Source organism: Arthrobacter koreensis (genome assembly GCF_035792275.1).
GTDB lineage: Bacteria > Actinomycetota > Actinomycetes > Actinomycetales > Micrococcaceae > Arthrobacter_B > Arthrobacter_B koreensis_A.
In genome coordinates, this window is record NZ_JAMWKK010000005.1 from 146,946 (window position 1) to 166,230 (window position 19,285).

16 protein-coding genes and 1 pseudogene are annotated in these 19,285 nt (G+C 65.2%); 8 read left to right on the forward strand and 9 right to left on the reverse strand.

Annotated features, from left to right (window positions below):
• Window positions 1–15 precede the first annotated feature (15 nt).
• Entirely contained in the window at window positions 16–1,623 is a 1,608-nt protein-coding gene (locus tag NGB94_RS07050) for a cytochrome ubiquinol oxidase subunit I (protein ID WP_325789906.1), read from the reverse strand.
• A 221-nt stretch (window positions 1,624–1,844) separates the two neighbouring features.
• Here NGB94_RS07050 and NGB94_RS07055 point away from each other — a divergent pair, with 221 nt between their 5' ends.
• Window positions 1,845–2,216: a BlaI/MecI/CopY family transcriptional regulator gene (locus NGB94_RS07055; RefSeq protein ID WP_055241689.1), complete on the forward strand. Its 372-nt coding sequence runs from the start codon at window positions 1,845–1,847 to the stop codon at window positions 2,214–2,216.
• 20 nt (window positions 2,217–2,236) lie between these two features.
• Window positions 2,237–3,211 (forward strand): M56 family metallopeptidase, encoded by a 975-nt coding sequence (locus NGB94_RS07060; protein ID WP_325789907.1) that lies wholly within the window; start codon window positions 2,237–2,239, stop codon window positions 3,209–3,211.
• Window positions 3,212–3,279: 68 nt separating this feature from the next.
• On the opposite strand, the gene NGB94_RS07065 is transcribed toward NGB94_RS07060, so the two are convergent.
• Window positions 3,280–5,406 (reverse strand): DNA topoisomerase IV subunit B, encoded by a 2,127-nt coding sequence (locus tag NGB94_RS07065; protein ID WP_325789908.1) that lies wholly within the window; start codon window positions 5,404–5,406, stop codon window positions 3,280–3,282.
• Between the two features lie 321 nt (window positions 5,407–5,727).
• Here NGB94_RS07065 and NGB94_RS07070 point away from each other — a divergent pair, with 321 nt between their 5' ends.
• Window positions 5,728–5,949: a DUF7455 domain-containing protein gene (locus NGB94_RS07070; protein ID WP_325789909.1), complete on the forward strand. Its 222-nt coding sequence runs from the start codon at window positions 5,728–5,730 to the stop codon at window positions 5,947–5,949.
• A 159-nt stretch (window positions 5,950–6,108) separates the two neighbouring features.
• On the opposite strand, the gene NGB94_RS07075 is transcribed toward NGB94_RS07070, so the two are convergent.
• From NGB94_RS07075 to NGB94_RS07090, 4 genes and pseudogenes are all read right to left on the reverse strand, one after another.
• Window positions 6,109–7,365 (reverse strand): RNA polymerase sigma factor, encoded by a 1,257-nt coding sequence (locus NGB94_RS07075; RefSeq protein ID WP_325789910.1) that lies wholly within the window; start codon window positions 7,363–7,365, stop codon window positions 6,109–6,111.
• A gap of 274 nt (window positions 7,366–7,639) precedes the next feature.
• Window positions 7,640–8,953, reverse strand: a complete 1,314-nt coding sequence (locus NGB94_RS07080; RefSeq protein WP_325789911.1) for a DUF4192 domain-containing protein — start codon at window positions 8,951–8,953, stop codon at window positions 7,640–7,642.
• Window positions 8,954–9,102: 149 nt separating this feature from the next.
• Window positions 9,103–10,479 carry an MFS transporter gene (locus NGB94_RS07085; protein ID WP_325789912.1) on the reverse strand — a complete coding sequence of 459 codons (1,377 nt, stop codon included), beginning with the start codon at window positions 10,477–10,479 and terminating at the stop codon, window positions 9,103–9,105.
• 222 nt (window positions 10,480–10,701) lie between these two features.
• A pseudogene (locus NGB94_RS07090) lies at window positions 10,702–11,595 on the reverse strand (proteasome assembly chaperone family protein); the annotation flags it as partial.
• A 214-nt stretch (window positions 11,596–11,809) separates the two neighbouring features.
• Here NGB94_RS07090 and NGB94_RS07095 point away from each other — a divergent pair.
• From NGB94_RS07095 to NGB94_RS07115, 5 genes are all read left to right on the forward strand, one after another.
• A complete protein-coding gene (locus NGB94_RS07095; RefSeq protein ID WP_325789913.1) occupies window positions 11,810–13,336 on the forward strand; it encodes a leucyl aminopeptidase in 1,527 nt (508 codons plus the stop codon).
• A gap of 194 nt (window positions 13,337–13,530) precedes the next feature.
• Window positions 13,531–14,913: a dihydrolipoyl dehydrogenase gene (gene lpdA / locus NGB94_RS07100; RefSeq protein ID WP_091605558.1), complete on the forward strand. Its 1,383-nt coding sequence runs from the start codon at window positions 13,531–13,533 to the stop codon at window positions 14,911–14,913.
• A 116-nt stretch (window positions 14,914–15,029) separates the two neighbouring features.
• Entirely contained in the window at window positions 15,030–16,772 is a 1,743-nt protein-coding gene (gene sucB / locus NGB94_RS07105) for a 2-oxoglutarate dehydrogenase, E2 component, dihydrolipoamide succinyltransferase (protein WP_325789914.1), read from the forward strand.
• Window positions 16,773–16,924: 152 nt separating this feature from the next.
• The gene (locus NGB94_RS07110) at window positions 16,925–17,272 is read left to right on the forward strand and encodes a hypothetical protein (RefSeq protein ID WP_091605563.1); all 348 of its coding nucleotides are present in this window, start codon (window positions 16,925–16,927) and stop codon (window positions 17,270–17,272) included.
• Between the two features lie 202 nt (window positions 17,273–17,474).
• Window positions 17,475–17,903, forward strand: a complete 429-nt coding sequence (locus NGB94_RS07115; RefSeq protein ID WP_325789915.1) for an OsmC family protein — start codon at window positions 17,475–17,477, stop codon at window positions 17,901–17,903.
• A gap of 33 nt (window positions 17,904–17,936) precedes the next feature.
• On the opposite strand, the gene NGB94_RS07120 is transcribed toward NGB94_RS07115, so the two are convergent.
• Genes NGB94_RS07120 through NGB94_RS07130 form a run of 3 tightly spaced genes read right to left on the reverse strand, consistent with a single transcriptional unit; the run spans window position 17,937 to window position 19,278 of the window.
• Window positions 17,937–18,389 carry a CrcB family protein gene (locus NGB94_RS07120; protein ID WP_325789916.1) on the reverse strand — a complete coding sequence of 151 codons (453 nt, stop codon included), beginning with the start codon at window positions 18,387–18,389 and terminating at the stop codon, window positions 17,937–17,939.
• Window positions 18,311–18,760, reverse strand: a complete 450-nt coding sequence (locus NGB94_RS07125) for a CrcB family protein (RefSeq protein ID WP_325789917.1) — start codon at window positions 18,758–18,760, stop codon at window positions 18,311–18,313. Before NGB94_RS07125 ends, NGB94_RS07120 begins: the two co-directional genes overlap by 79 nt.
• Complete coding sequence (locus tag NGB94_RS07130; RefSeq protein ID WP_325789918.1) at window positions 18,757–19,278, reverse strand: universal stress protein; 522 nt, start codon at window positions 19,276–19,278, stop codon at window positions 18,757–18,759. The genes NGB94_RS07125 and NGB94_RS07130 overlap by 4 nt, the downstream gene beginning before the upstream one ends.
• Window positions 19,279–19,285 lie beyond the last annotated feature (7 nt).

A 19,285-nucleotide genomic window follows, 5' to 3' on the forward strand; every position in this document is an offset into this window, starting at 1 on the left:
GTGTCTCCGGTGGCGCTAGTAGGCGAAATCGAGAACGTCGTCGGACTTCCGTCCGCCCGGCGGACCCGGCTCATCCTTCGAGTCAGGGTCCTGGCCTTCGCCGCCGTCCGCAGCAGGGAGCGGCTCCGGCATGGCTGACGGAACGCCGCCCTTGACGTACTTGAAGAGCAGCTTCACCTCCACGATCAGCAGGGCGAGGTAGATGACCGTGAAGGAGATGACCGAGAAGAGCAGCTCAGCCATACTCACTCCCGGCGAGACGGCCGCCGCTGTGAACATAAAGACGTTGTCTATGCCGGTGAAGCTCGGGTTGGGAACCACCACGAATGGCTGGCGGCCCATTTCGGTGAAGATCCAGCCGGCGCTGTTGGCACCGAAGGGAGCCAGGATGCCGAACACGGCCAGGCGCATCAGCCACTTGGACTGCGGGACGGTGCCCTTGCGGGTAACCCACAGGGCAACGGCTGCGGCACCGGCTGCGATCGCGCCGAAGCCGATCATGATGCGGAAGCCCCAGTAGGTCACGGACATAACCGGCAGGTAGTCAATCTCCTGGCCGGCCTGTTCGCCGTACATCGGATCGTCCGGCAGATGCGTGCCGTACTTTTCCTGGTACTCCGGGATCAGGGTGTTGACGCCGTCAACCGGGGTATTGAAGTCGCCGTTGGCGAGGAAGGACAGCACTCCCGGTACCTCAATGAGGGTCTTGACGTCCTCACAGTCCCGCGCACCGACGTCACCGACGGAAAGGACGGAGAAGGAGGTGCCGTTGTGGCAGGCCGCTTCGGCTGCTGCCATCTTCATGGGCTGCTGCTCGAACATCAGCTTGCCCTGCAGGTCACCGGTAATCGCGGTGCCCGCGAAGGCCACGACGGCGACGGCGGCGCCGATGCGCAGTGCCTTGATCCAGACGTTGTAGTCGGTCTTGTCCCGGCCGATCGCGGCGTTCTCGCCGACAACGACGCGGCCGTTCTCATCCACCGTGTCGATGCCGTCGCGGCGCCGCTTCCACAGGTGGTACCAGGAGATGCCCAGCAGGAACCCGCCGGCCACGGCGAAGGCGCCGGTGATGGTGTGCGGGAAGGCCACCAGAAGCGTGTTGTTGGTCAGGACGGCCCAGAAATCCGTCATCACTGCACGGCCGTCCACCATCTCCACGCCGACGGGGTGCTGCATCCAGGAGTTCGCAGCCAGGATGAAGTACGCGGACAGCGCCGAAGCACCGGTTGCCAGCCAGATGGTGGCGAGGTGGAGCTTCTGGGGCAGCCGCTTCCAGCCGAAGATCCAGAGCCCCAGGAACACCGACTCAGTGAAGAAGGCGAGGAGGGATTCAAGCGCCAGGGGTGCACCGAAGACGTCGCCGACGAACCGGCTGTACTCGCTCCAGGCCATGCCGAACTGGAACTCCTGGACCAGGCCGGTGGCCACGCCCATGATGAAGTTGATCAGGAACAGCTTGCCCCAGAACTTGGTCAGGCGCAGATACTCTTCCTTGCCCGTGCGGACCCATGCGGTCTGCAGGGCGGCCACAACCAGGCCCAGGCCAATGGTCAGCGGGACCATCAGGAAGTGATACACCGTCGTAATGCCGAATTGCCAGCGGGCAATGTCCAATGCTTCCACGTGCAGGTCCTTAGTTATGTCATGTTCTACAGGCAGTAGAAAACCCTTCTTCTACGCATCGTAGAACAAGAACCTGACATATTTCTACAAGGCGTAGAGAGATGTGAGGAAACCCGGTATTGTTAAGCTCCGCGGCAGGACCCGCCAGGGCCTGCAGACAGGACAACCAGGCCGGGGCGACCTCCCGGACCAGGAACCGGACACAAAGGAAGATGCGGACTATGGCGACTCTTGGAGAGCTTGAGCGTGCGATGATGGACCTCCTCTGGGAGTCCGCCGAGGCGTTAACCGCCAATGAACTCCGCGAACGCCTTGCCCAGAATGACGCTGGCCGCGCCGAGGCCAAGGGCCTGGCCGTGACCACTGTCCTCACGGTGCTCTCCCGCCTGGAGAAGAAGGCCCTCGTGGCCCGCGAACGCGATATCCGGCCGCACCGCTACCGTGCCGTGACTACCCGCGCCGAGCACACTGCCGAACTTATGCATGAGGTCCTCGGCTCCGCCAATGACCGCGAGGCCGTCCTGGCCCGCTTCGTCGGTTCCGTCTCGGCAACCGAAGCGCAAACCCTGCGCAGGCTGCTCGACGGCGCCTAGGCCGCCGGTCTGCGCCCCGTATGTTCTGGGCCTCCTATTTTCTTGCTGCACTGGCAGTAATCCTTGCCTGGCCGGTTCCGGTCCTGCTCTCGCGCGCCAAATGGCCCGCCCGGTCCCCCTTTACGGCAATGGTGCTGTGGCAGTCGATCGCACTTGCCGGCGGCCTGTCCATGATCGGTGCCATGCTGACCTGGGGCCTGGAGCCGATCGGCGAAAATTTGGCGCAGGGACTCCGGGGACTATGGGACATCCTCCTGCAGCAGCGCTCGGTTGAAGCACTGGGCCTGGTCCATGTCTTCGCCATCAGTGCCGCCGTCCTGCTCAGCGTTCACCTGGTTTTCACCCTGCTCCTGACGTACTACCGGATCGTCTCCGGCCGGCGCCGCCACCGGGACATGCTGAACCTGCTCAGTTCCCCGTCCCTGAACACCCCCGCGACAGTGGTGATCCCCCACCCCTCGCCCGTTGCCTACTGCCTTCCCGGCGGCGCACAGTCCGTCACTGTCCTCTCCGACGGGCTGATGGACATCCTCTCCGAGGAGGAGCTCTCCGGCGTGCTGACCCATGAGAAGGCGCACCTTAGCCAGCACCACCATCTGCTGCTGTGGGCTTTCGCAGCTTGGCGGGCAGCCCTGCCGTGGCTGCCGACTTCCCAGCTGGCACAACGCTCAGTGAACGAGCTGATTGAGATGCTCGCCGATGACGAGGCACTCAAGAAGGTGGACCGGCCCACGCTCATCCGCGCAGTCGCCATAGTCGGATCGGCCTCAGGGGCCGGCGCGGATACGGCTGCCAGCCTTCCGGGTTCCTCCGCCCCTGCGGTGGCCGGCGGCGGCGTGGACGATGAAACCGGGATGGCGGCGCGGCTCAGCAGGCTGCTCACTCCGCAGCCGCCCCTCCCCCGCTGGGCCAACATCCTGATCCAATGCGCAGCGGTGCTGCTGCTGGCTGTTCCCACTGTGCTGCTGTTTGCCCCGGGGCTAATCCACAGCTGAGGGACCGGCCACTTCGGCCGGCCCCCGCTGCCCCGTCAGCCCGTCCGGTCAGCGCCCGGCAGCTGGTACTACGCGTCGATGCGGTCGCGGTCCAGCATGGCCGCACCGGCGATGATGAATTCCTTGCGCGGAGCCACGTCACTGCCCATCAGCAGTTCGAAGGTGGCCTCGTCCACGTGGCGCTCGGCCTCTTCGGCCTCGCTGAGGCGAATCCGGCGCAGCGTGCGGTGGCGGGGGTCCATGGTGGTTTCGGCCAGCTGGTCGGCGTCCATTTCGCCCAGGCCCTTGTAGCGCTGGATCGGTTCCTTGTACCGCTTGCCTTCCTTCTCCAGCCGGTCCAGGAGCTGGTGGAGCTCCTTCTCGCTGTACGTGTAGACCATCTCGTTCGCCTTGGAACCGTGGTTGATGACTTCCACCCGGTGCAGGGGCGGCACCGCAGCGTAAACCCGGCCCGCTTCAACGAGCGGGCGCATGTACCGGAAGAAGAGCGTCAGGAGCAGCGTTCGGATGTGGGCGCCGTCGACGTCGGCATCGGTCATGAAGATCACCTTGCCGTAGCGAGCGGCCTCCAGCTGGAAGCTCCGGCCGGAGCCGGCACCCACCACCTGGATCAGCGCAGCGCACTCAGCGTTGGAGAGCATGTCGGAAACCGAGGCTTTCTGCACGTTGAGGATCTTGCCCCGGATGGGCAGCAGGGCCTGGAAATCCGAGGAACGAGCCAGCTTGGCCGTGCCAAGGGCCGAATCGCCCTCCACGATGAACAGCTCGGAGCGTTCGTTGTCGTCAATGCGGCAGTCGGCCAGCTTCACGGGCATCGATGAGGTTTCCAGCGCGTTCTTCCGGCGCTGGGTTTCCTTATGCACGCGCGCGGAGATCCGGGACTTCATCTCTGACACGACTTTTTCCAGCAGCAGCGCGGTCTGGGCCTTGTCGCCGCGGGCCGGTGAGCTGAGTTTGGCTGCGATTTCCTTTTCGACAACCTTCGAGACGATGGACCGGACGGCGGACGTACCCAGGATCTCCTTGGTCTGGCCTTCGAACTGCGGTTCGGCCAGCCGGACGGTCAGCACTGCTGTCAGCCCGGCGAAGACGTCATCCTTCTCGATCTTGTCGTTGCCGGCCTTGAGTTTGCGGGCGTTGGATTCGATGACCTTTCGGAAGGTTTTCAGCAGGGCCTGTTCGAAGCCGGCCTGGTGCGTCCCGCCCTTGGGCGTGGCAATGATGTTCACGAAGCTGCGGATGCTCGTTTCGTAGCCAATCCCCCACCGCAGCGCGATGTCCACTTCGCATTCGCGCTCGACCTCGGTGATCTTGCTGTGCCCGCGCTCGTCCAGGACCGGCACCGATTCCTTGAACTTGCCGGCACCGTGCAGCCGCCAGATGTCGGTGACCGGGGCATCAGCCGCAAGGAACTCGACAAATTCGGAGATCCCGCCGTCGTGGTGGAAGACTTCCTCCACCGGTCCGTCTTCACCCGGAGTCCCGGGGAGCCGGCGTTCGTCGCGGAGGGTGATCCGCAGGCCGGGAACCAGGAACGATGTCTGGCGGGCCCGTGCTTCGAGTTCCGCATAGGAGAACTTCGCGTCCGGGGTGAAAATCTGCCGGTCCGCCCAGTAGCGGATTCGGGTGCCGGTGACGCCGCGCTTGGCCTTGCCAACTACCTCAAGCTTGCTGCTTTCCAGGAACGGGGTGAACTTCGCCTCCGGGGAAGGCTTGGAGCCGGTGTCGGCGAAGACTCCGGGCTCGCCGCGCCGGAAGGTCATCTGGTAGGTCTTGCCTGCGCGGTCCACCTGGACGTCCAGGCGGGAGGACAGTGCGTTCACCACTGAGGCGCCAACACCGTGCAGGCCGCCTGAGGCAGCGTAGGAACCCCCGCCGAACTTGCCGCCGGCGTGGAGTTTGGTGAAGACCACCTCGACGCCGGAAAGGCCGGTCTTGGGTTCGATGTCCACGGGAATGCCGCGGCCGTCATCGTGGATCTCCACGGAGTTGTCGGCGTGCAGGATGATCCGGATGCTCTGTCCGTACCCGGCCAGCGCCTCGTCCACGGAGTTGTCGATGATCTCCCAGAGGCAGTGCATGAGCCCGCGGGAATCAGTGGAGCCGATGTACATGCCGGGGCGCTTCCGGACAGCCTCAAGGCCCTCGAGGACGGAAAGGTGCCGGGCGTTGTACTCAGTATCCAGGGGGACCACGGTGCTGAACTCCTAGGACCGCCGGAGCGGCCTTGTTATGCGTAGGGAAGCCTTGCGGCTGGGCAGCCGGAATAACCGGCCTTCTATAAGGTTAATGCCCTGCGGTGACAGTGCACGGCAGCGACTCAGCTGCACCTCCCCTGAGGTGGCGCCCGGCACATCCTGAACCGGGGTACTTGCCGCTCGCAGCGCGTCTGGTCTTCCCAGGGTGCGGGTGTGACCTACTCATTGGTACGCGCAGAGCGAAAGACGCCCCCGAATGGAAAGGCCGGCGCGGCAAAGGTGGTTATATGAAGTATCAACACCCTTAAGGAGGCACTCATGACAGCAGCAGTTGCTACACGTCAACTAAACACGCTGGACCGCTGTGACCGCTGCGGCGCTCAGGCTTACGTGCGCGCGGTACTGGAATCCTCCGGTGGGGAACTGCTTTTCTGCGCTCACCATGCCCGGGCGGTAGAGGCCAATCTTCGGCCCCTGACGTCTGAATGGCAGGACGAAAGTTCGCGGCTGCACGAGAAGGCCGCTCCTTCGGAAGACTGATTCCGCAGACCAGCTGTCCAAAACTTGGCGAAGGCCCCTCCGGTGTGGAGGGGCCTTCGTTCTGTCCGGCAGAAGGCTGCAGACAAAGAGAAGTGCCCCCGCGGTGTACGCGGGGGCACTTCTTCTTTTCAAGACCAGCCGGTCTCTTCTAAACCGCTCTTAGTCGAGGTAATCGCGCAGGACCTGCGAACGCGACGGGTGGCGCAGCTTGGACATGGTCTTCGACTCAATCTGGCGGATCCGCTCACGGGTCACACCGTAGACCTTGCCGATTTCGTCCAGGGTCTTCGGCTGGCCGTCCGTGAGGCCGAACCGCATGGCAACCACACCGGCTTCACGCTCGGAGAGCGTATCCAGCACCGAGTGAAGCTGTTCCTGCAGCAGGGTGAAGCTCACGGCGTCGGCCGGCACAACAGCTTCGGAGTCCTCAATCAGGTCGCCGAACTCGGAGTCACCGTCCTCGCCGAGGGGGGTGTGCAGGGAGATGGGCTCGCGGCCGTACTTCTGGACCTCCACGACCTTTTCGGGAGTCATGTCCAGTTCCAGTGCCAGCTCTTCGGGGGCGGGCTCGCGGCCCAGGTCCTGGAGCATCTGGCGCTGGACACGGGCCAGCTTGTTGATGACTTCGACCATGTGCACCGGGATGCGGATGGTGCGGGCCTGGTCGGCCATGGCACGGGTGATGGCCTGGCGGATCCACCAGGTGGCGTAGGTCGAGAACTTGAAGCCCTTGGTGTAGTCGAACTTCTCGACTGCGCGGATCAGGCCCAGGTTGCCTTCCTGGATCAGGTCCAGGAAGAGCATGCCGCGGCCGGTGTAGCGCTTGGCCAGCGACACGACGAGCCTGAGGTTGGCTTCCAGCAGGTGGTTCTTGGCGCGCTTGCCGTCGTGGATGATCTGCTGCAGGTCGCGCTTGAGCTTGGGATCCATGTCCGGATCCGCAGCGATCTTCTCTTCGGCGTAAAGGCCTGCTTCGATCCGCAGCGCCAGGTCCACTTCCTGCTCAGCATTCAGCAGGGCAACCTTGCCGATCTGCTTCAGGTAATCCTTGACGGGGTCGGCGGTGGCGCCTGCGGAGACGACCTGCTGGGCAGGAGCGTCGTCGTCGTCGGCGTCGGAGTAAACGAACCCGGAACCGGTGGGAGCTGCCTCAGGGGCGTCTGCCTCAACAACTTCGACGTCCACGTCCGTGGGCTCAGCGTCTGCCTCGTCAGTGTGGATCTCAGCGTCCTCGGCGGGCTCGGCTGCCTTCTTGGCGGTGGTCTTTGCCGCGGAGGCCTTCGCCGGAGTCTTCCGAGTGGAAGGCTTGCGGGCGGATTTGGCAGCCGTCTTGGTGCCTGCGGCGGGTGCCGCCTCGGCAACCTCGGCAGTCACAGTGTCAGTCTCTTTGACAGCAGTTGTCTTTCTCGCGGACACAGAAAACCTTTCAATACGGCGGGCTGCGGCGCCACCATGGGGGCAACACCACTATGACCCTGTCAAGTCCGTGCCATAACCAGTGGTTTGTACGCGGTGTGGTTCCTGAGAAAACACACCGCGTCCTGTTCCTATTCCCCGCCTGAACGGGAGAGCGGAACGACACTAGGTACACGAACCCAACCGGGTCTCGGTTCCCATTGTCGCATGCTTTCGCTCAGCGCCACCACCGGACACGGACGTTCGCAGCCCAGCGGCCCGCACCGGGGCATGTTCACGCCGGCCGTTCACCGCGCCAGGCCGTCGCGGGAGAGAGTGCCCACTGCGGCAGTTCGCCCCGGCGCAGCAGTTCCCGAAGCAGGGCGGCGAGCCGGTACCCGGGTTCTTCGCCCAGTGCAGCGGAGAGGCACAGCTCGGCACGGGAGCTGCGGCCGCGTGCCCACTCGATCCAGCCTAGCAGTGTCAGCAGGGCGGCTGCGGGCTCCCCGGACGCCCGCTGAACCAGATCCGTGAAGGCCGCATAGGCCCGGTCCAGCCGCACCCAGTCCGGCGCGGCGCTGCTGCGCCCGATAAGGATGGCTCGAAACTGCCTCCCCGCCTCAGCGGAGGAAGCAGCGGCGGATTCGCCGGCCATCGCCCGGGCGCCGGTTGGCGGCTGCAGCCACCGGCGGGCGCCCTCTGCCGCGGCCCTCATCCCGGCTGCAGCCAGGACCAGGACCGTGTCCCGCACTGGCTTGGACTCCAGGCTCGCGAGCAGGAAGGCATCTTCCCGGATTGCTGCGGACCCGGGTGCAGGGCAGCACACCGTGTCCGGAGGCTGCTTCGGCACCAGTGCGGAGCTGATTCGCTGTTCCCAGGCTGCCAGGGCTTCGGCGAAGGCACCGGGGTCACTCCACTTCCCCGCCCTGGCGCTGCGGATGTCCTCCACGCTGTTGTCCAGGGCCGCAGTCCGGAATCTGCCCGGAGTCCGCTGTGACTCATCGAGCGTGGCCGCGTAGGCGCTGCCCCGGTAGACCAGTTCCGCGTTGAGGCTGCTCCCGGTGACCTCATCCAGCGGGTATCCGGGCCACGGACAGCACGCGGCGTCCGAGCAGAAGTAGTCCCGCCAGGTTCCGTTTCCCGCCAGCCAGGCGTCGCGGAGACTGAGCCCGCTGCGTTCCAGCGCATCACCCAGGAGTTCCATCAGGGCGCTGTGCGGCGGAGGGGCACCTTCGAGCCACGGAAGGCCCGTGTACATCACAGCCAGCACCGAGTCAGCGGCGTCGTCATTGGACAGCAGGGATGCGATCCGGGAGCAGTAGCCGGAGAGCAGCTCAAGAGCTTCGGGGTCCGGCGGTTCACTCGAACCGAATGGACGGGGCAGGTCCAGACGGAGCGTGGCCCCGAGCCGGGAACCCCGCAGGCCCAGAAGCACCAGCGACTCGCGGGGCTGGAAGCCCAGGCAATGGGGCACGAAGGCCAGAATGTCCTGTGGAGTACCAACACGCAGGGTGCCGGCAGAACCGTCTTCTTCGCCTCCCGCCGGAGACGGTTCTTCAGCCGGGGGGCGGCCGCCGGCGGGGTGTCCTGCTTTTTGGGGTTCGCTCATGCGGACAGCCTGCCTGCCCCTGGACGGCGCCGGGGCAGGGACGGGGCTTTCTGCGGACAGGTTTCCGGGCACCGCCCCGAGTGGCCGGGCTGTGGAGGGACGGTGAAGACGGAAGCGATGAGACGGAGGGGAAACCCCGCCGTCCGGGTTCAGCCCTGGTCCGTGCCTTCCCCGCCGCCTTCACCGCCGCTTTCCCTGCCGGACTCCGCGCCGCGCCGCTGTTCGCGGCGGCGGCGCCGCTCCCGTGCCAGCGCTTCCCGAAGCGGCGGCAGATGCAGTCCCTCATCCGCCATGGCAGCACGGACTTTCCGCCGGTTGACCAGGATGCCGGCCACGCCGACACCCATCACCAGGAACTGCACGGCCAGGGCAATGCGGAATGCCGCCAGGTCATAGAGGTCGCCGCCGGAGAATCCGGTGTTGAACAGCACGTCGAGGACCAGTCCTATGAGGTACATCGAAATGAGCGAGGCAGCAAACCCGCCGATGTTCACGATCCCGGTCGCCGTGCCCAGCCGGGTACTGGGGTTGTAGGTCCGCGCAAAGTCGAACCCGATCATGGATCCGGGCCCGCCCACCGCGAGGACAGCCACGAGCGTCATGAGGATCCACAGCGGAGCCGGACCGGGCCAGAGCATCACGACCAGCCAGGCGGCGGCCATGGCACCGGCGATCAGCAGCACCATGGTGGACCGGCGCAGGGGATGCCGGCCTACCCAGGAACCAAGCCACGGTCCGCAGACAATTGCTACCGCGACGAAGAACGTCATTAGCAGGGACGCTTCGGCAGGGGTGACCTGTTCAGCGCTGACCAGATACGGGTACCCCCACATGAGCACGAACACAGTTCCGGGGAACTGGATGGTGAAGTGCGTCCAGAGACCCAGCCGGGTGCCTGGCTGGCGCCAGGCCGCGGCGAGGGAACCGCCGTCGTGGGCCGTCCGCGGAGCACGTACCGTGCAGCCGGGCTGGTTGCGCACGAAAGCCAGCGCCAGCACGAAGGCGAGGACTGAAAGTGCCGCCGCTCCGATGAAGGCAGTGTTCCAGCCCAGCTCATGCAGGGCGAAGGCGAACGGAACCGCACTGGCAATCTGGCCCAGCTGCCCGATAATGCCGGTCCACTGCGTGAGGACCGGAATCCTCCGTGCAGGGAACCACGCCGGCAGCAGGCGGAGCACGGAGATAAAGGTCAAGGCATCGCCGGCTCCCACCAGGGACCGGCCCACGATGCCTGCGCCAACTGATTCGGCGACAGCCAGCTGGAACTGGCCGGCGAACATCAGCACTGCACCGCCGGCGATCAGCAGCCGGGGACCAAACCGGTCCACCAGCATTCCCACCGGAATCTGCAGTCCGGCGTAGACCAGGAGCTGGACGACGGTAAAAACGGACAACACGGATGCGGTCGCCGAGAACCGTTCCGTGGCTTCGACTCCGGCAACGCCAAAGGCGGTCCGCTGGGTGACGGCCACCATGTAGGCAAAGACACCGGCACCCCAGACAAGCCAGGCTCCGCGGTGTTTCATCCGGCACCGCCGTGTCCGGCGGTCAGGCCGCTGCCGGGCTCAGGCAGTACCGTTACTCCCGGGCGTTCCGGGCCGGTCATCGCCTCCGGGAAGCCGCTCGGGGCCGTTCGGTTCAACGCTGTCCTCATCCTCATCTGCGTCAGGAACCGTGCCGTCGCCGGCCGGTTCCTGCTCGCTCTGTCCAACAAGCAGTGCCTCAGTTTCTTCCTCGGCCTGCGGGCTGGCCAGGTACGCTTCGACGGCGGCGCCCAGCTCTTCGGCGTCGGGCAGCTCATCGTTGTCCTTGACGAGCAGGGAACGCCGGACTGTGCTGCCGGTGTATTCGTCGTAGCGGCTTTCCAGCGTGGCCACGACGCCGCGCACTTCGGCTGAAGCATCTACCTGCTGTGCAATCTGCTTTTCAACTTCGCGTCCGGCTTCACGCAGCCGGTCGGTCGGCAGAACCAGATTAGCCGCCGCGCCGAGGTATTCCAGTGCCGCCACGGCGGCAGGAGGAAATTCGGCGTCGGAAAGGTAATGCGGCACGTGGACCACGTGGCCGACGACGTCGACGCCGGCTTCGGTGAGGCGCAGTTCCAGCAGGTGCCCCACGGCCGCCTGGATCTGCGCCGTTGGCTTCCAGGAACTGATGCCGTCGATCAGATCCGGCCGGTTGCCGTGTGCGGTGACGCCGATGGGACGCGTGTGCGGCACGGGCATGGGTATTGAATGCACCCAGGCAACGAGCGAAACGTCCAGCATTTCGACCAGCCGCAGCACTGCCGCGGTAAACCGTTCCCACTGGAAGTCGGGTTCGAATCCGCTCAGGAACAGGAAGGGTTCGCCCAGCCCGTCATAAAAGCGGTGCAGTTCAATGCGCGGTGCCTCGTAGCCGGTGAAGTGGTCCTCGACGAAAGTCAGCTGCGGACGGCGCGCGCGGTAGTCAATGAGCTGGTCGGCATCGAAGGTGGCCACCAGATCGTGTTCCAGGTTCTCGAAAAGCTCGTCACGGACCTGGGACACCACATGGCCTGCCTCGCCGAAACCCGTGAACCCGGCCAGCAGCCGCAGCCCGCGCACTTCGGCGGAGGCGGCCAGTTCCGGATCCAGGTTGAACAGGGTCAGCGGATCAAGCATGTTGTACCTTCCTGCCACTCGTCCCGTTGGTTTGCGGGGGGCGCTTTAGAAACCAAGCGCGTAGTTGTCAATCCCTTACTCAAGGGTAAACGCCGGGCAATAGCCGATTCATTCCACGGTGCAGGTACGGCCGGCGGACGCAGCAGCTGCCGGAGAGACTACGATCGGAAGAGCAAAGCACTAGAAACACACACAAACGTGAGGATGAAGCTTCGTGAGCAAAGCCAGTGAGCCAGACCTGCAGGTAATTTCCCGGGACGTTCGCAAGGTCCAGGCGCAGGCCCTGGTTGTCGGCGTCGGGCAGAGCCCGGACGGCCCCGTACTGGTGGACAGCCCGCTCTCACAGAAGTCGTCCTCCGCAGTCGCCGGTTCCTTCGCACTGCTGGGCGTCACAGGTGCTGCCGACCAGGTGGTGCGCCTCCCGGGCCTGCCCGAGCTGGACGCCGAAATGCTGGTCCTGGCCGGACTTGGCCCGGTCACTGCCGGTGAGCCGCTGAGCACGGAGGCACTGCGGCGGACCGCCGGATCGGCCGTCCGGCAGCTGGCGGGCACGGCCACTGTCGCCCTGGCTCTTCCCGCCGCCACCGTGGAAGATGCGGCCGCCGTAGCCGAGGGCGCCCTGCTGGGTGCCTACAGCTTCACCGAACACCGCAGTGTCCACTCTGCGAAGGTTCCCGCCCCCGTCTCCTCGATCACTGTGGTCACGTCCACCGCCGCCGATGCCGCGCTGAAGCCGGCTGTGGACCGGGCCCGGATCGTAGCCCGCGCCGTGAACGCCACCCGCACGCTGGTCAACCAGCCGCCGAGCCACCTGTACCCGGAAACCTTCGCCGCAGCTGCCCGCGACGCCGCCCGCCCGCTGCCGGTCAAGGTCACGGTCTGGGACGAAAAGAAACTGGAGCGCGAAGGCTTCGGCGGAATCCTCGGGGTTGGCAAAGGCTCGGCCCGTCCGCCGCGCCTCGTCAAGGTGGAGTACTCCCCCGCCCGAGCAAAGGCCCGGCTCGCCCTGGTTGGCAAGGGAATCACGTTCGACTCCGGCGGCCTGTCCCTGAAGCCGGCAGCCGGAATGCAGGCGATGAAGTCGGACATGGGCGGCGCCGCCGTCGTGCTCAACGCCCTGCTGGCCATCGCGGAACTGGGACTGCCCGTTAAGGTGACCGCCTGGCTGTGCCTGGCCGAGAACATGCCCTCCGGCACCGCCCAGCGCCCCTCCGACGTACTGACCACCTACGGCGGACGCACCGTCGAGGTCCTGAACACGGACGCTGAGGGCCGCCTGGTCATGGCCGACGGCCTGGCCATCGCCAGCGAGGAAGAGCCGGACGTGATCATCGACGTCGCAACCCTGACCGGCGCGCAGATGGTCGCACTGGGCAACCGCGTTTCCGCGGTCATGGGCGAAGACGGTGTCCGTGACGCAGTGAAGGCGGCCGCTGACCGCGCAGGAGAACTGTTCTGGCCGATGCCGCTGCCCGAGGAACTCCGCGCAAGCCTGGACTCCGCCACCGCCGACCTGGCTAACATCGGTGAGCGCTTCGGCGGCATGATGACCGCCGCGGTGTTCCTGCGCGAGTTCGTCGGCGAAGTGGACGGCGTAAAGATTCCGTGGGCCCACCTGGACATCGCCGGACCGGCGTTCAACGAAGGCGCGCCCTACGGTTACACCCCCAAGGAGGGCACCGGCGTTGCGGTACGCACGCTGGTCTCCTACGCGGAGGACGTGCTGGCCCGCGCGGTATAGCACCCCAACATGTTATGCGTGCAACTTAAAGGGGCATTTGTTGCGCGTGTTTCTGGTTACATTCGCCTTCCGGCCCACTTAACCGAGTGGATGCCGGGGAAACTGGGCGATAGTGTGAAACCTATTCACAACCGCCCGAATCACTAACCGACGCGCCATCAGTGCGTCAACAGATTACGCGAGGGAGCGTCCACGTGGCCGAAGAGGCAACTGCGCAAGAGTTCGACATCCTGATCCTCGGTGGAGGCAGCGGCGGCTACGCCGCGGCACTCCGCTCCGTGGAGCTGGGCTTTTCCGTTGGGCTGATCGAAAAGGGGAAGCTGGGCGGCACGTGCCTGCACAACGGCTGCATCCCCACCAAGGCACTGCTGCACTCAGCCGAAATTGCTGAAAACGCCAAGACTGCGGAGAAGTACGGCATCAAGGCCACCTTCGACTCCGTGGACATGAACGCCGTCAACTCCTACAAGGACAACATCATTGCGGGCAAGTTCCGCGGCCTGCAGGGCCTGATCAAGTCCAAGGGCATCACCGTCATCGAGGGTGAAGGGCGCCTGACCAGCGAGAAGACCATCGAGGTCAACGGCCGGACCTACACCGGCTCCAACATCATCCTGGCTACCGGCTCCTACTCCCGCTCCCTGCCGGGCCTGGAAATCGGCGGACGCGTCATCACCTCCGACCAGGCACTGACCCTGGACTACGTCCCCAAGAGCGCCGTGATCCTTGGCGGCGGCGTAATCGGCGTCGAGTTCGCGTCCGTCTGGAACTCCTTCGGTGTCGACGTCACCATCGTGGAGGGCCTGCCCTCGCTGGTCCCCAACGAAGACGCCGCCATCATCAAGAACCTTGAGCGTGCCTACAAGAAGCGCGGCATCAAGTTCAGCACGGGCATCTTCTTCGAGAAGGTGGAGCAGAATGACGACGGCGTCGTCGTCACCCTCGCCGACGGCAAGACCTTCGAAGCTGAACTGCTGCTCGTCGCCGTCGGCCGCGGACCGGTTACCGCCAACCTTGGTTACGAGGAGGCCGGCCTGACCATGGACCGCGGCTTCGTTATCACCAACGAGCGGCTGCACACCGGCGTCGGCAACGTCTACGCCGTGGGCGACATCGTTCCCGGCCTGCAGCTGGCACACCGCGGCTTCCAGCAGGGCATCTTCGTCGCCGAGGAAATCGCCGGCCTCAAGCCGGTCGTCGTCGAAGACGTCAACATCCCCAAGGTCACCTACTGCGAGCCCGAAATCGCTTCCGTGGGCCTGACCGAGGCCAAGGCAAAGGAAAAGCTGGGTGCCGAGAATGTCCAGGTCCAGGAATACAACCTGGCCGGCAACGGCAAGACCTCCATCCTGGGCAGCTCCGGCCTGATCAAGATGGTGCGCGAGAAGGACGGCCCCATCATTGGCGTCCACATGATCGGCGGCCGCATCGGCGAGCAGATCGGTGAGGCACAGCTGATCGTGAACTGGGAAGCCTACCCGGAAGACCTGGCCGGCCTGCTGCATGCGCACCCCACCCAGAACGAAGCCCTTGGCGAAGCCGCGATGGCACTCGCCGGCAAGCCGCTGCACGGCTAGAGCGAAGAGTTTCCCGGTGCATCCGGCGCCAGCGGCGCCGGGTGCACTAGGCTTCAAACCAACCAGCACCAGCGGCACGGCTGGTCAAAGAACTAACAAGGAGAAACGGGGACAATATGTCTGAAACCGTGAACTTACCCGCCCTTGGTGAAAGCGTCACCGAAGGCACCGTAACCCGCTGGCTGAAGCAGGTAGGCGATACCGTCGCCGTTGACGAGCCCCTGCTGGAGGTGTCCACCGACAAGGTAGACACCGAAATCCCGTCTCCGGTTGCAGGCGTCATCGAGGAGATCCTCGTGGCCGAGGATGAGACCGCCGAGGTCGGCGAAGCGCTGGTGCGCATTGGCGACGGCTCCGGGTCCTCCTCTGACGACTCCGGTTCCGCGCCCGCACAGGAAGAGGCGCCGGAAGCCGAAGAGGCTCCCGCCGAGCCCGAGGCGAAGGAAGAAGCACCGGAAGCACCCGCAGAGGAATCCGGGTCAGCAGATTCCGGTGACAGCACCGACGTCACGCTTCCCGCACTGGGCGAGAGCGTTACCGAGGGCACCGTTACCCGCTGGCTGAAGGCCGTAGGCGACGACGTCGCGGTAGATGAACCCCTCCTGGAGGTTTCCACCGACAAGGTGGACACCGAGATTCCCTCCCCCGTGGCCGGCAAGCTGCTGGAGATCAAGGTCAATGAGGACGAGACCGCCGAGGTAGGTTCCGTCCTGGCCGTCATCGGTTCCGGTTCCTCAGCCCCGGCCAAGGCCGCACCGAAGGAAGCTGAGCCCGTGGCTGCCGCTCCTTCGACCGAGCGCGAGGAGCCGGTTGCAGAGCCGAAGGAAGAAGCTCCCAAGCAGGAGGCTCCGAAGCAGGAAGCCCCCAAGCAGGAGGCTCCCAAGCAGGAGGCTCCCAAGGAAGAGACCGGCAAGGAAGAGTCCGGCTCCGGCACGTACGTGACCCCGCTCGTCCGCAAACTGGCCAATGAGCACGGCGTGGATCTGTCCACCGTCAAGGGCTCCGGCGTGGCAGGACGCATCCGCAAGCAGGATGTCCTGGACGCTGCCGAAGCCGCCAAGGCAAAGGAACCGGCTGCGGCGCCGTCGTCCTCTGACAAGGCTGCTCCGGCGAAGATCAGCGAAGAGAGCGCAAAGCTGCGCGGCACCACGGTCAAGGCACCGCGGATCCGCCAGACCATTGCCCGCCGCATGATGGAGTCCCTGGACACTTCGGCACAGCTGACCCAGGTGCAGGAAGTCGACATGACGCGCATCGCCACGATGCGCCAGAAGGCGAAGGCCGGCTTCAAGGAGCAGAACGGCGCCAACCTGACGTTCCTGCCGTTCATCGCCAAGGCCGTGGTGGAGGCGCTGAAGGCGCACCCGAAGCTCAACGCGTCCTATGACAGCGAGTCGCAGGAAATCACCTACCACGACGCCGAGCACCTGGCGATCGCCGTTGATACCGAAAAGGGCCTGCTGGTTCCGGTCATCAACGACGCCGGGGACCTGAACCTCGCAGGTCTGGCCAAGAAGATTGCCGACGTCGGTGCGCGCACCCGCAGCGGCAAGATCGGTCCGGACGAGCTTTCCGGCGGCACCTTCACGATCACCAACATCGGCAGCGTCGGAGCCCTCTTCGACACTCCGATCATCAACCAGCCCCAGGTGGGAATCCTGGGCACCGGTGCGATCGTGAAGCGGCCGGTTGTCCGCACGGATGAGGACGGCAATGACACCATTGCCATCCGATCCATGATGTACCTGTCCCTGACGTACGACCACCGCCTGGTGGACGGTGCCGATGCAGGCCGCTTCCTTCAGACCCTGAAGGCACGCCTGGAAGAAGGCAGCTTCGAAGCCGACCTGGGCCTCTAAGCGCTAAGACACAATGAAAGGCGGGTGCCCCCCCCCCACGGGGGCACCCGCCTGCTGCGTTATTTGGGCGTCGGCATCCCGACTTCTACTCGTTGTAGAATAGTTATCGGAAGAATTACGTCCCCTGACACACTGTCGGTAAGATCGAAACCATGGACTTCCTTCATAGCTTCCTCGTCTTCCTGCACATCCTCGGGGCCGGTGCCATCGTTGGTATCTGGCTCGCCAAGATCAAGAACCCCACCGTGATGCCGGGCCAGTTCCACGCTGCACTGCTGCAGCTGGTGACCGGCATCCTGCTGGTCGGCCTCAACGAAATGGGTGACGGAGAGGTCAACCACGTCAAGGTGGCCGTAAAGCTCGTCATCGCGCTGGTGATCGCCGTCATGGCCTTCATCGGCCAGCGCAAGTACAAGAAGGACCAGCCGGTCTCCGGTGTCCTGGCCAACGGCGTAGGTATCCTCACCGTGGTCAACGTGGCACTGGCCACCATGTGGTAATCGACCTCTGATCCACAGCGCGGCATCGCGCACCGGTTCCTCCCCTCACGTTCCGAGGGGAGGAACTTTTTTATGCGTCCCCGGGCCTGCCGGTCTCCGGTATCTGTATGCCGGGGTCTGGCAGTTGAGCCATCTGCCTGCAAGGATGGGCGGCAGCGCCCTACGGCAGTCCCGCCCGGCGCCCGGCCCCGAAGGAGCTCCCATGGCTACTGTCCGCAAAGCACACACCATCTGGAACGGGGACCTGTTCCATGGCACAGGCGAAGTCACCCTCGATTCGTCCCAGCTGGGAACGTACGAAGTAACGTGGAAGGCCCGTGCGGAGGAGTCCGGGGGCCGCACCAGCCCCGAGGAACTGATTGCGGCCGCGCACTCCGCGTGCTTCTCCATGGCCTTCAGCAACGCCCTGGCGGAGGCGGGCAAGACGGCAGAACGCATCGAGACGTCCGCGGAGGTCAGCTTCGTTCCGGGAACCGGCATCACCGGCAGCCATCTCCGCGTCACCGCCGTCGTGCCGGGGCTGACCGCCGAGGAGTTCACGGACATCGCCGAGTCCGCCAAGACCGGATGCCCGGTGTCCCAGGCCCTCTCCGGCATTACCATCACCATGGACGCGACGCTCGAAACCTAGGGCCGGCGCCCGCCCCGTGGCGTCAGGGTACGGCTACAGTGCCGATCCGGCCCAGAGGCCGGCGATCGCGGCACCGACAGAAGCCACAAGCATCACGACACCGCTGATGAACGCCGCGGCCTTACGGCCTTCCCTGATGAGCTGCACTGTTTCATAGCTGGCGGTACTGAAGGTGGTGTATCCACCGAGAAAAGCAGTACCAAGGACGATGCCGAGTTCAGTGGGAAGCATCCGCCCAGCCGTGAGTCCCGTGAGCACGCCCAGGACGAGGGAGCCGGACACGTTGATGATCGTCGTTGCCCACTGGAACGTCGTCCGGAGGCGGGATCGGAGCACTCCGTCAACAACGAACCGCAGCGCCGCGCCCGCGCCGCCTGATGCCGCTAAAAGTACAAAGAGCCAGGGAGTCACCGCAAGGGACCCCGTTCTCTTGGCCTCTGTGGCGACCGGCGTCGAACTGCGCTGGAGGCGGCTATGCCTGCCCATGTGGCACAGGCACCGATTGCTACAGTTCCGAGTGCGTAGAGGACGCCTTGAGGGGCCAAACCGTCCCCGAGAAGCACCGCTGTGTCCCTGGCTAGGGCACTGTACGTGGTAAATCCGCCGCAGAAACCTGTTCCCAGGAGGAGCCGGAGGTTTCTGCTGATCGGGCGCTCACTGCCCAGAAGGGCCTCGTAGAGACAGCCCAGTAAAAAGGCGCCCATGACATTGATTGCCGGGATGGCCAGGGGCACGGACCCGAGGTGCGGAATCAGCAGGGATAGAGCCTCCCGGCAGGCCGCACCCGCAGTTCCCCCGGCGGCAACCAGCGCGATAGGCCGCCAGCACAGGTGCGGCGGGCGTTCGGAGGCCTTCACTCGACCGACCCTCCTGAAGCTCTTCCCTCGTTCTTCGCGCCGACCGGAACCACAACAACCGGTCGAAACTGCCCGCGGGCAAGCTTTGCCGCGATGGACGAGCTAAGCAGCTCCTGGATGCTCCCTCCCAGGGATCGCTGGCGCGTACCCACAACGATCATGGCGGCGTCGACAGTATTCGCCAGGTGGCCCAGGGCATGTGCTACATCGCCGGGGATGGCCAGGGTGCGCCACGATACGTCTGTACCGGCGAGGATGCCGGCCAGATCCGCGGCCAGCTGCGGATCAAAAGCGGCCTCACCCTCGTCGGCAAAATCGGGGTCGAGGGAAGCACTGGTCATTGATCCATCCGCAGACTCGCCGGTAGCGAAGCGGGCCGGGTTGGCACAGGCACAAATCAGCTCGGACCCGAATTGCCTGGCGAAGCGCACTGCCTGGCCCACCACCCGAGGGGACTGGCCCGGCGCGACGCCGACAACCACAGGTTGCCCGGGCCCCGCGCCGTGGTTCGTCTCCATCACGTGA

Excerpts from the sequence above, each read along its gene's own strand:
- NGB94_RS07055 (WP_055241689.1), top strand. The coding sequence starts at position 1,845 with ATGGCGACTCTTGGAGAGCTTGAGCGTGCGATGATGGACCTCCTCTGG.
- NGB94_RS07060 (WP_325789907.1), top strand. The coding sequence starts at position 2,237 with ATGTTCTGGGCCTCCTATTTTCTTGCTGCACTGGCAGTAATCCTTGCC.
- NGB94_RS07070 (WP_325789909.1), top strand. The coding sequence starts at position 5,728 with ATGACAGCAGCAGTTGCTACACGTCAACTAAACACGCTGGACCGCTGT.
- NGB94_RS07080 (WP_325789911.1), bottom strand. The coding sequence starts at position 8,953 with ATGAGCGAACCCCAAAAAGCAGGACACCCCGCCGGCGGCCGCCCCCCG.
- NGB94_RS07085 (WP_325789912.1), bottom strand. The coding sequence starts at position 10,479 with ATGAAACACCGCGGAGCCTGGCTTGTCTGGGGTGCCGGTGTCTTTGCC.
- sucB (WP_325789914.1), top strand. The coding sequence starts at position 15,030 with ATGTCTGAAACCGTGAACTTACCCGCCCTTGGTGAAAGCGTCACCGAA.
- NGB94_RS07110 (WP_091605563.1), top strand. The coding sequence starts at position 16,925 with ATGGACTTCCTTCATAGCTTCCTCGTCTTCCTGCACATCCTCGGGGCC.
- NGB94_RS07115 (WP_325789915.1), top strand. The coding sequence starts at position 17,475 with ATGGCTACTGTCCGCAAAGCACACACCATCTGGAACGGGGACCTGTTC.
- NGB94_RS07120 (WP_325789916.1), bottom strand. The coding sequence starts at position 18,389 with ATGGGCAGGCATAGCCGCCTCCAGCGCAGTTCGACGCCGGTCGCCACA.
- NGB94_RS07130 (WP_325789918.1), bottom strand. The coding sequence starts at position 19,278 with ATGGAGACGAACCACGGCGCGGGGCCCGGGCAACCTGTGGTTGTCGGC.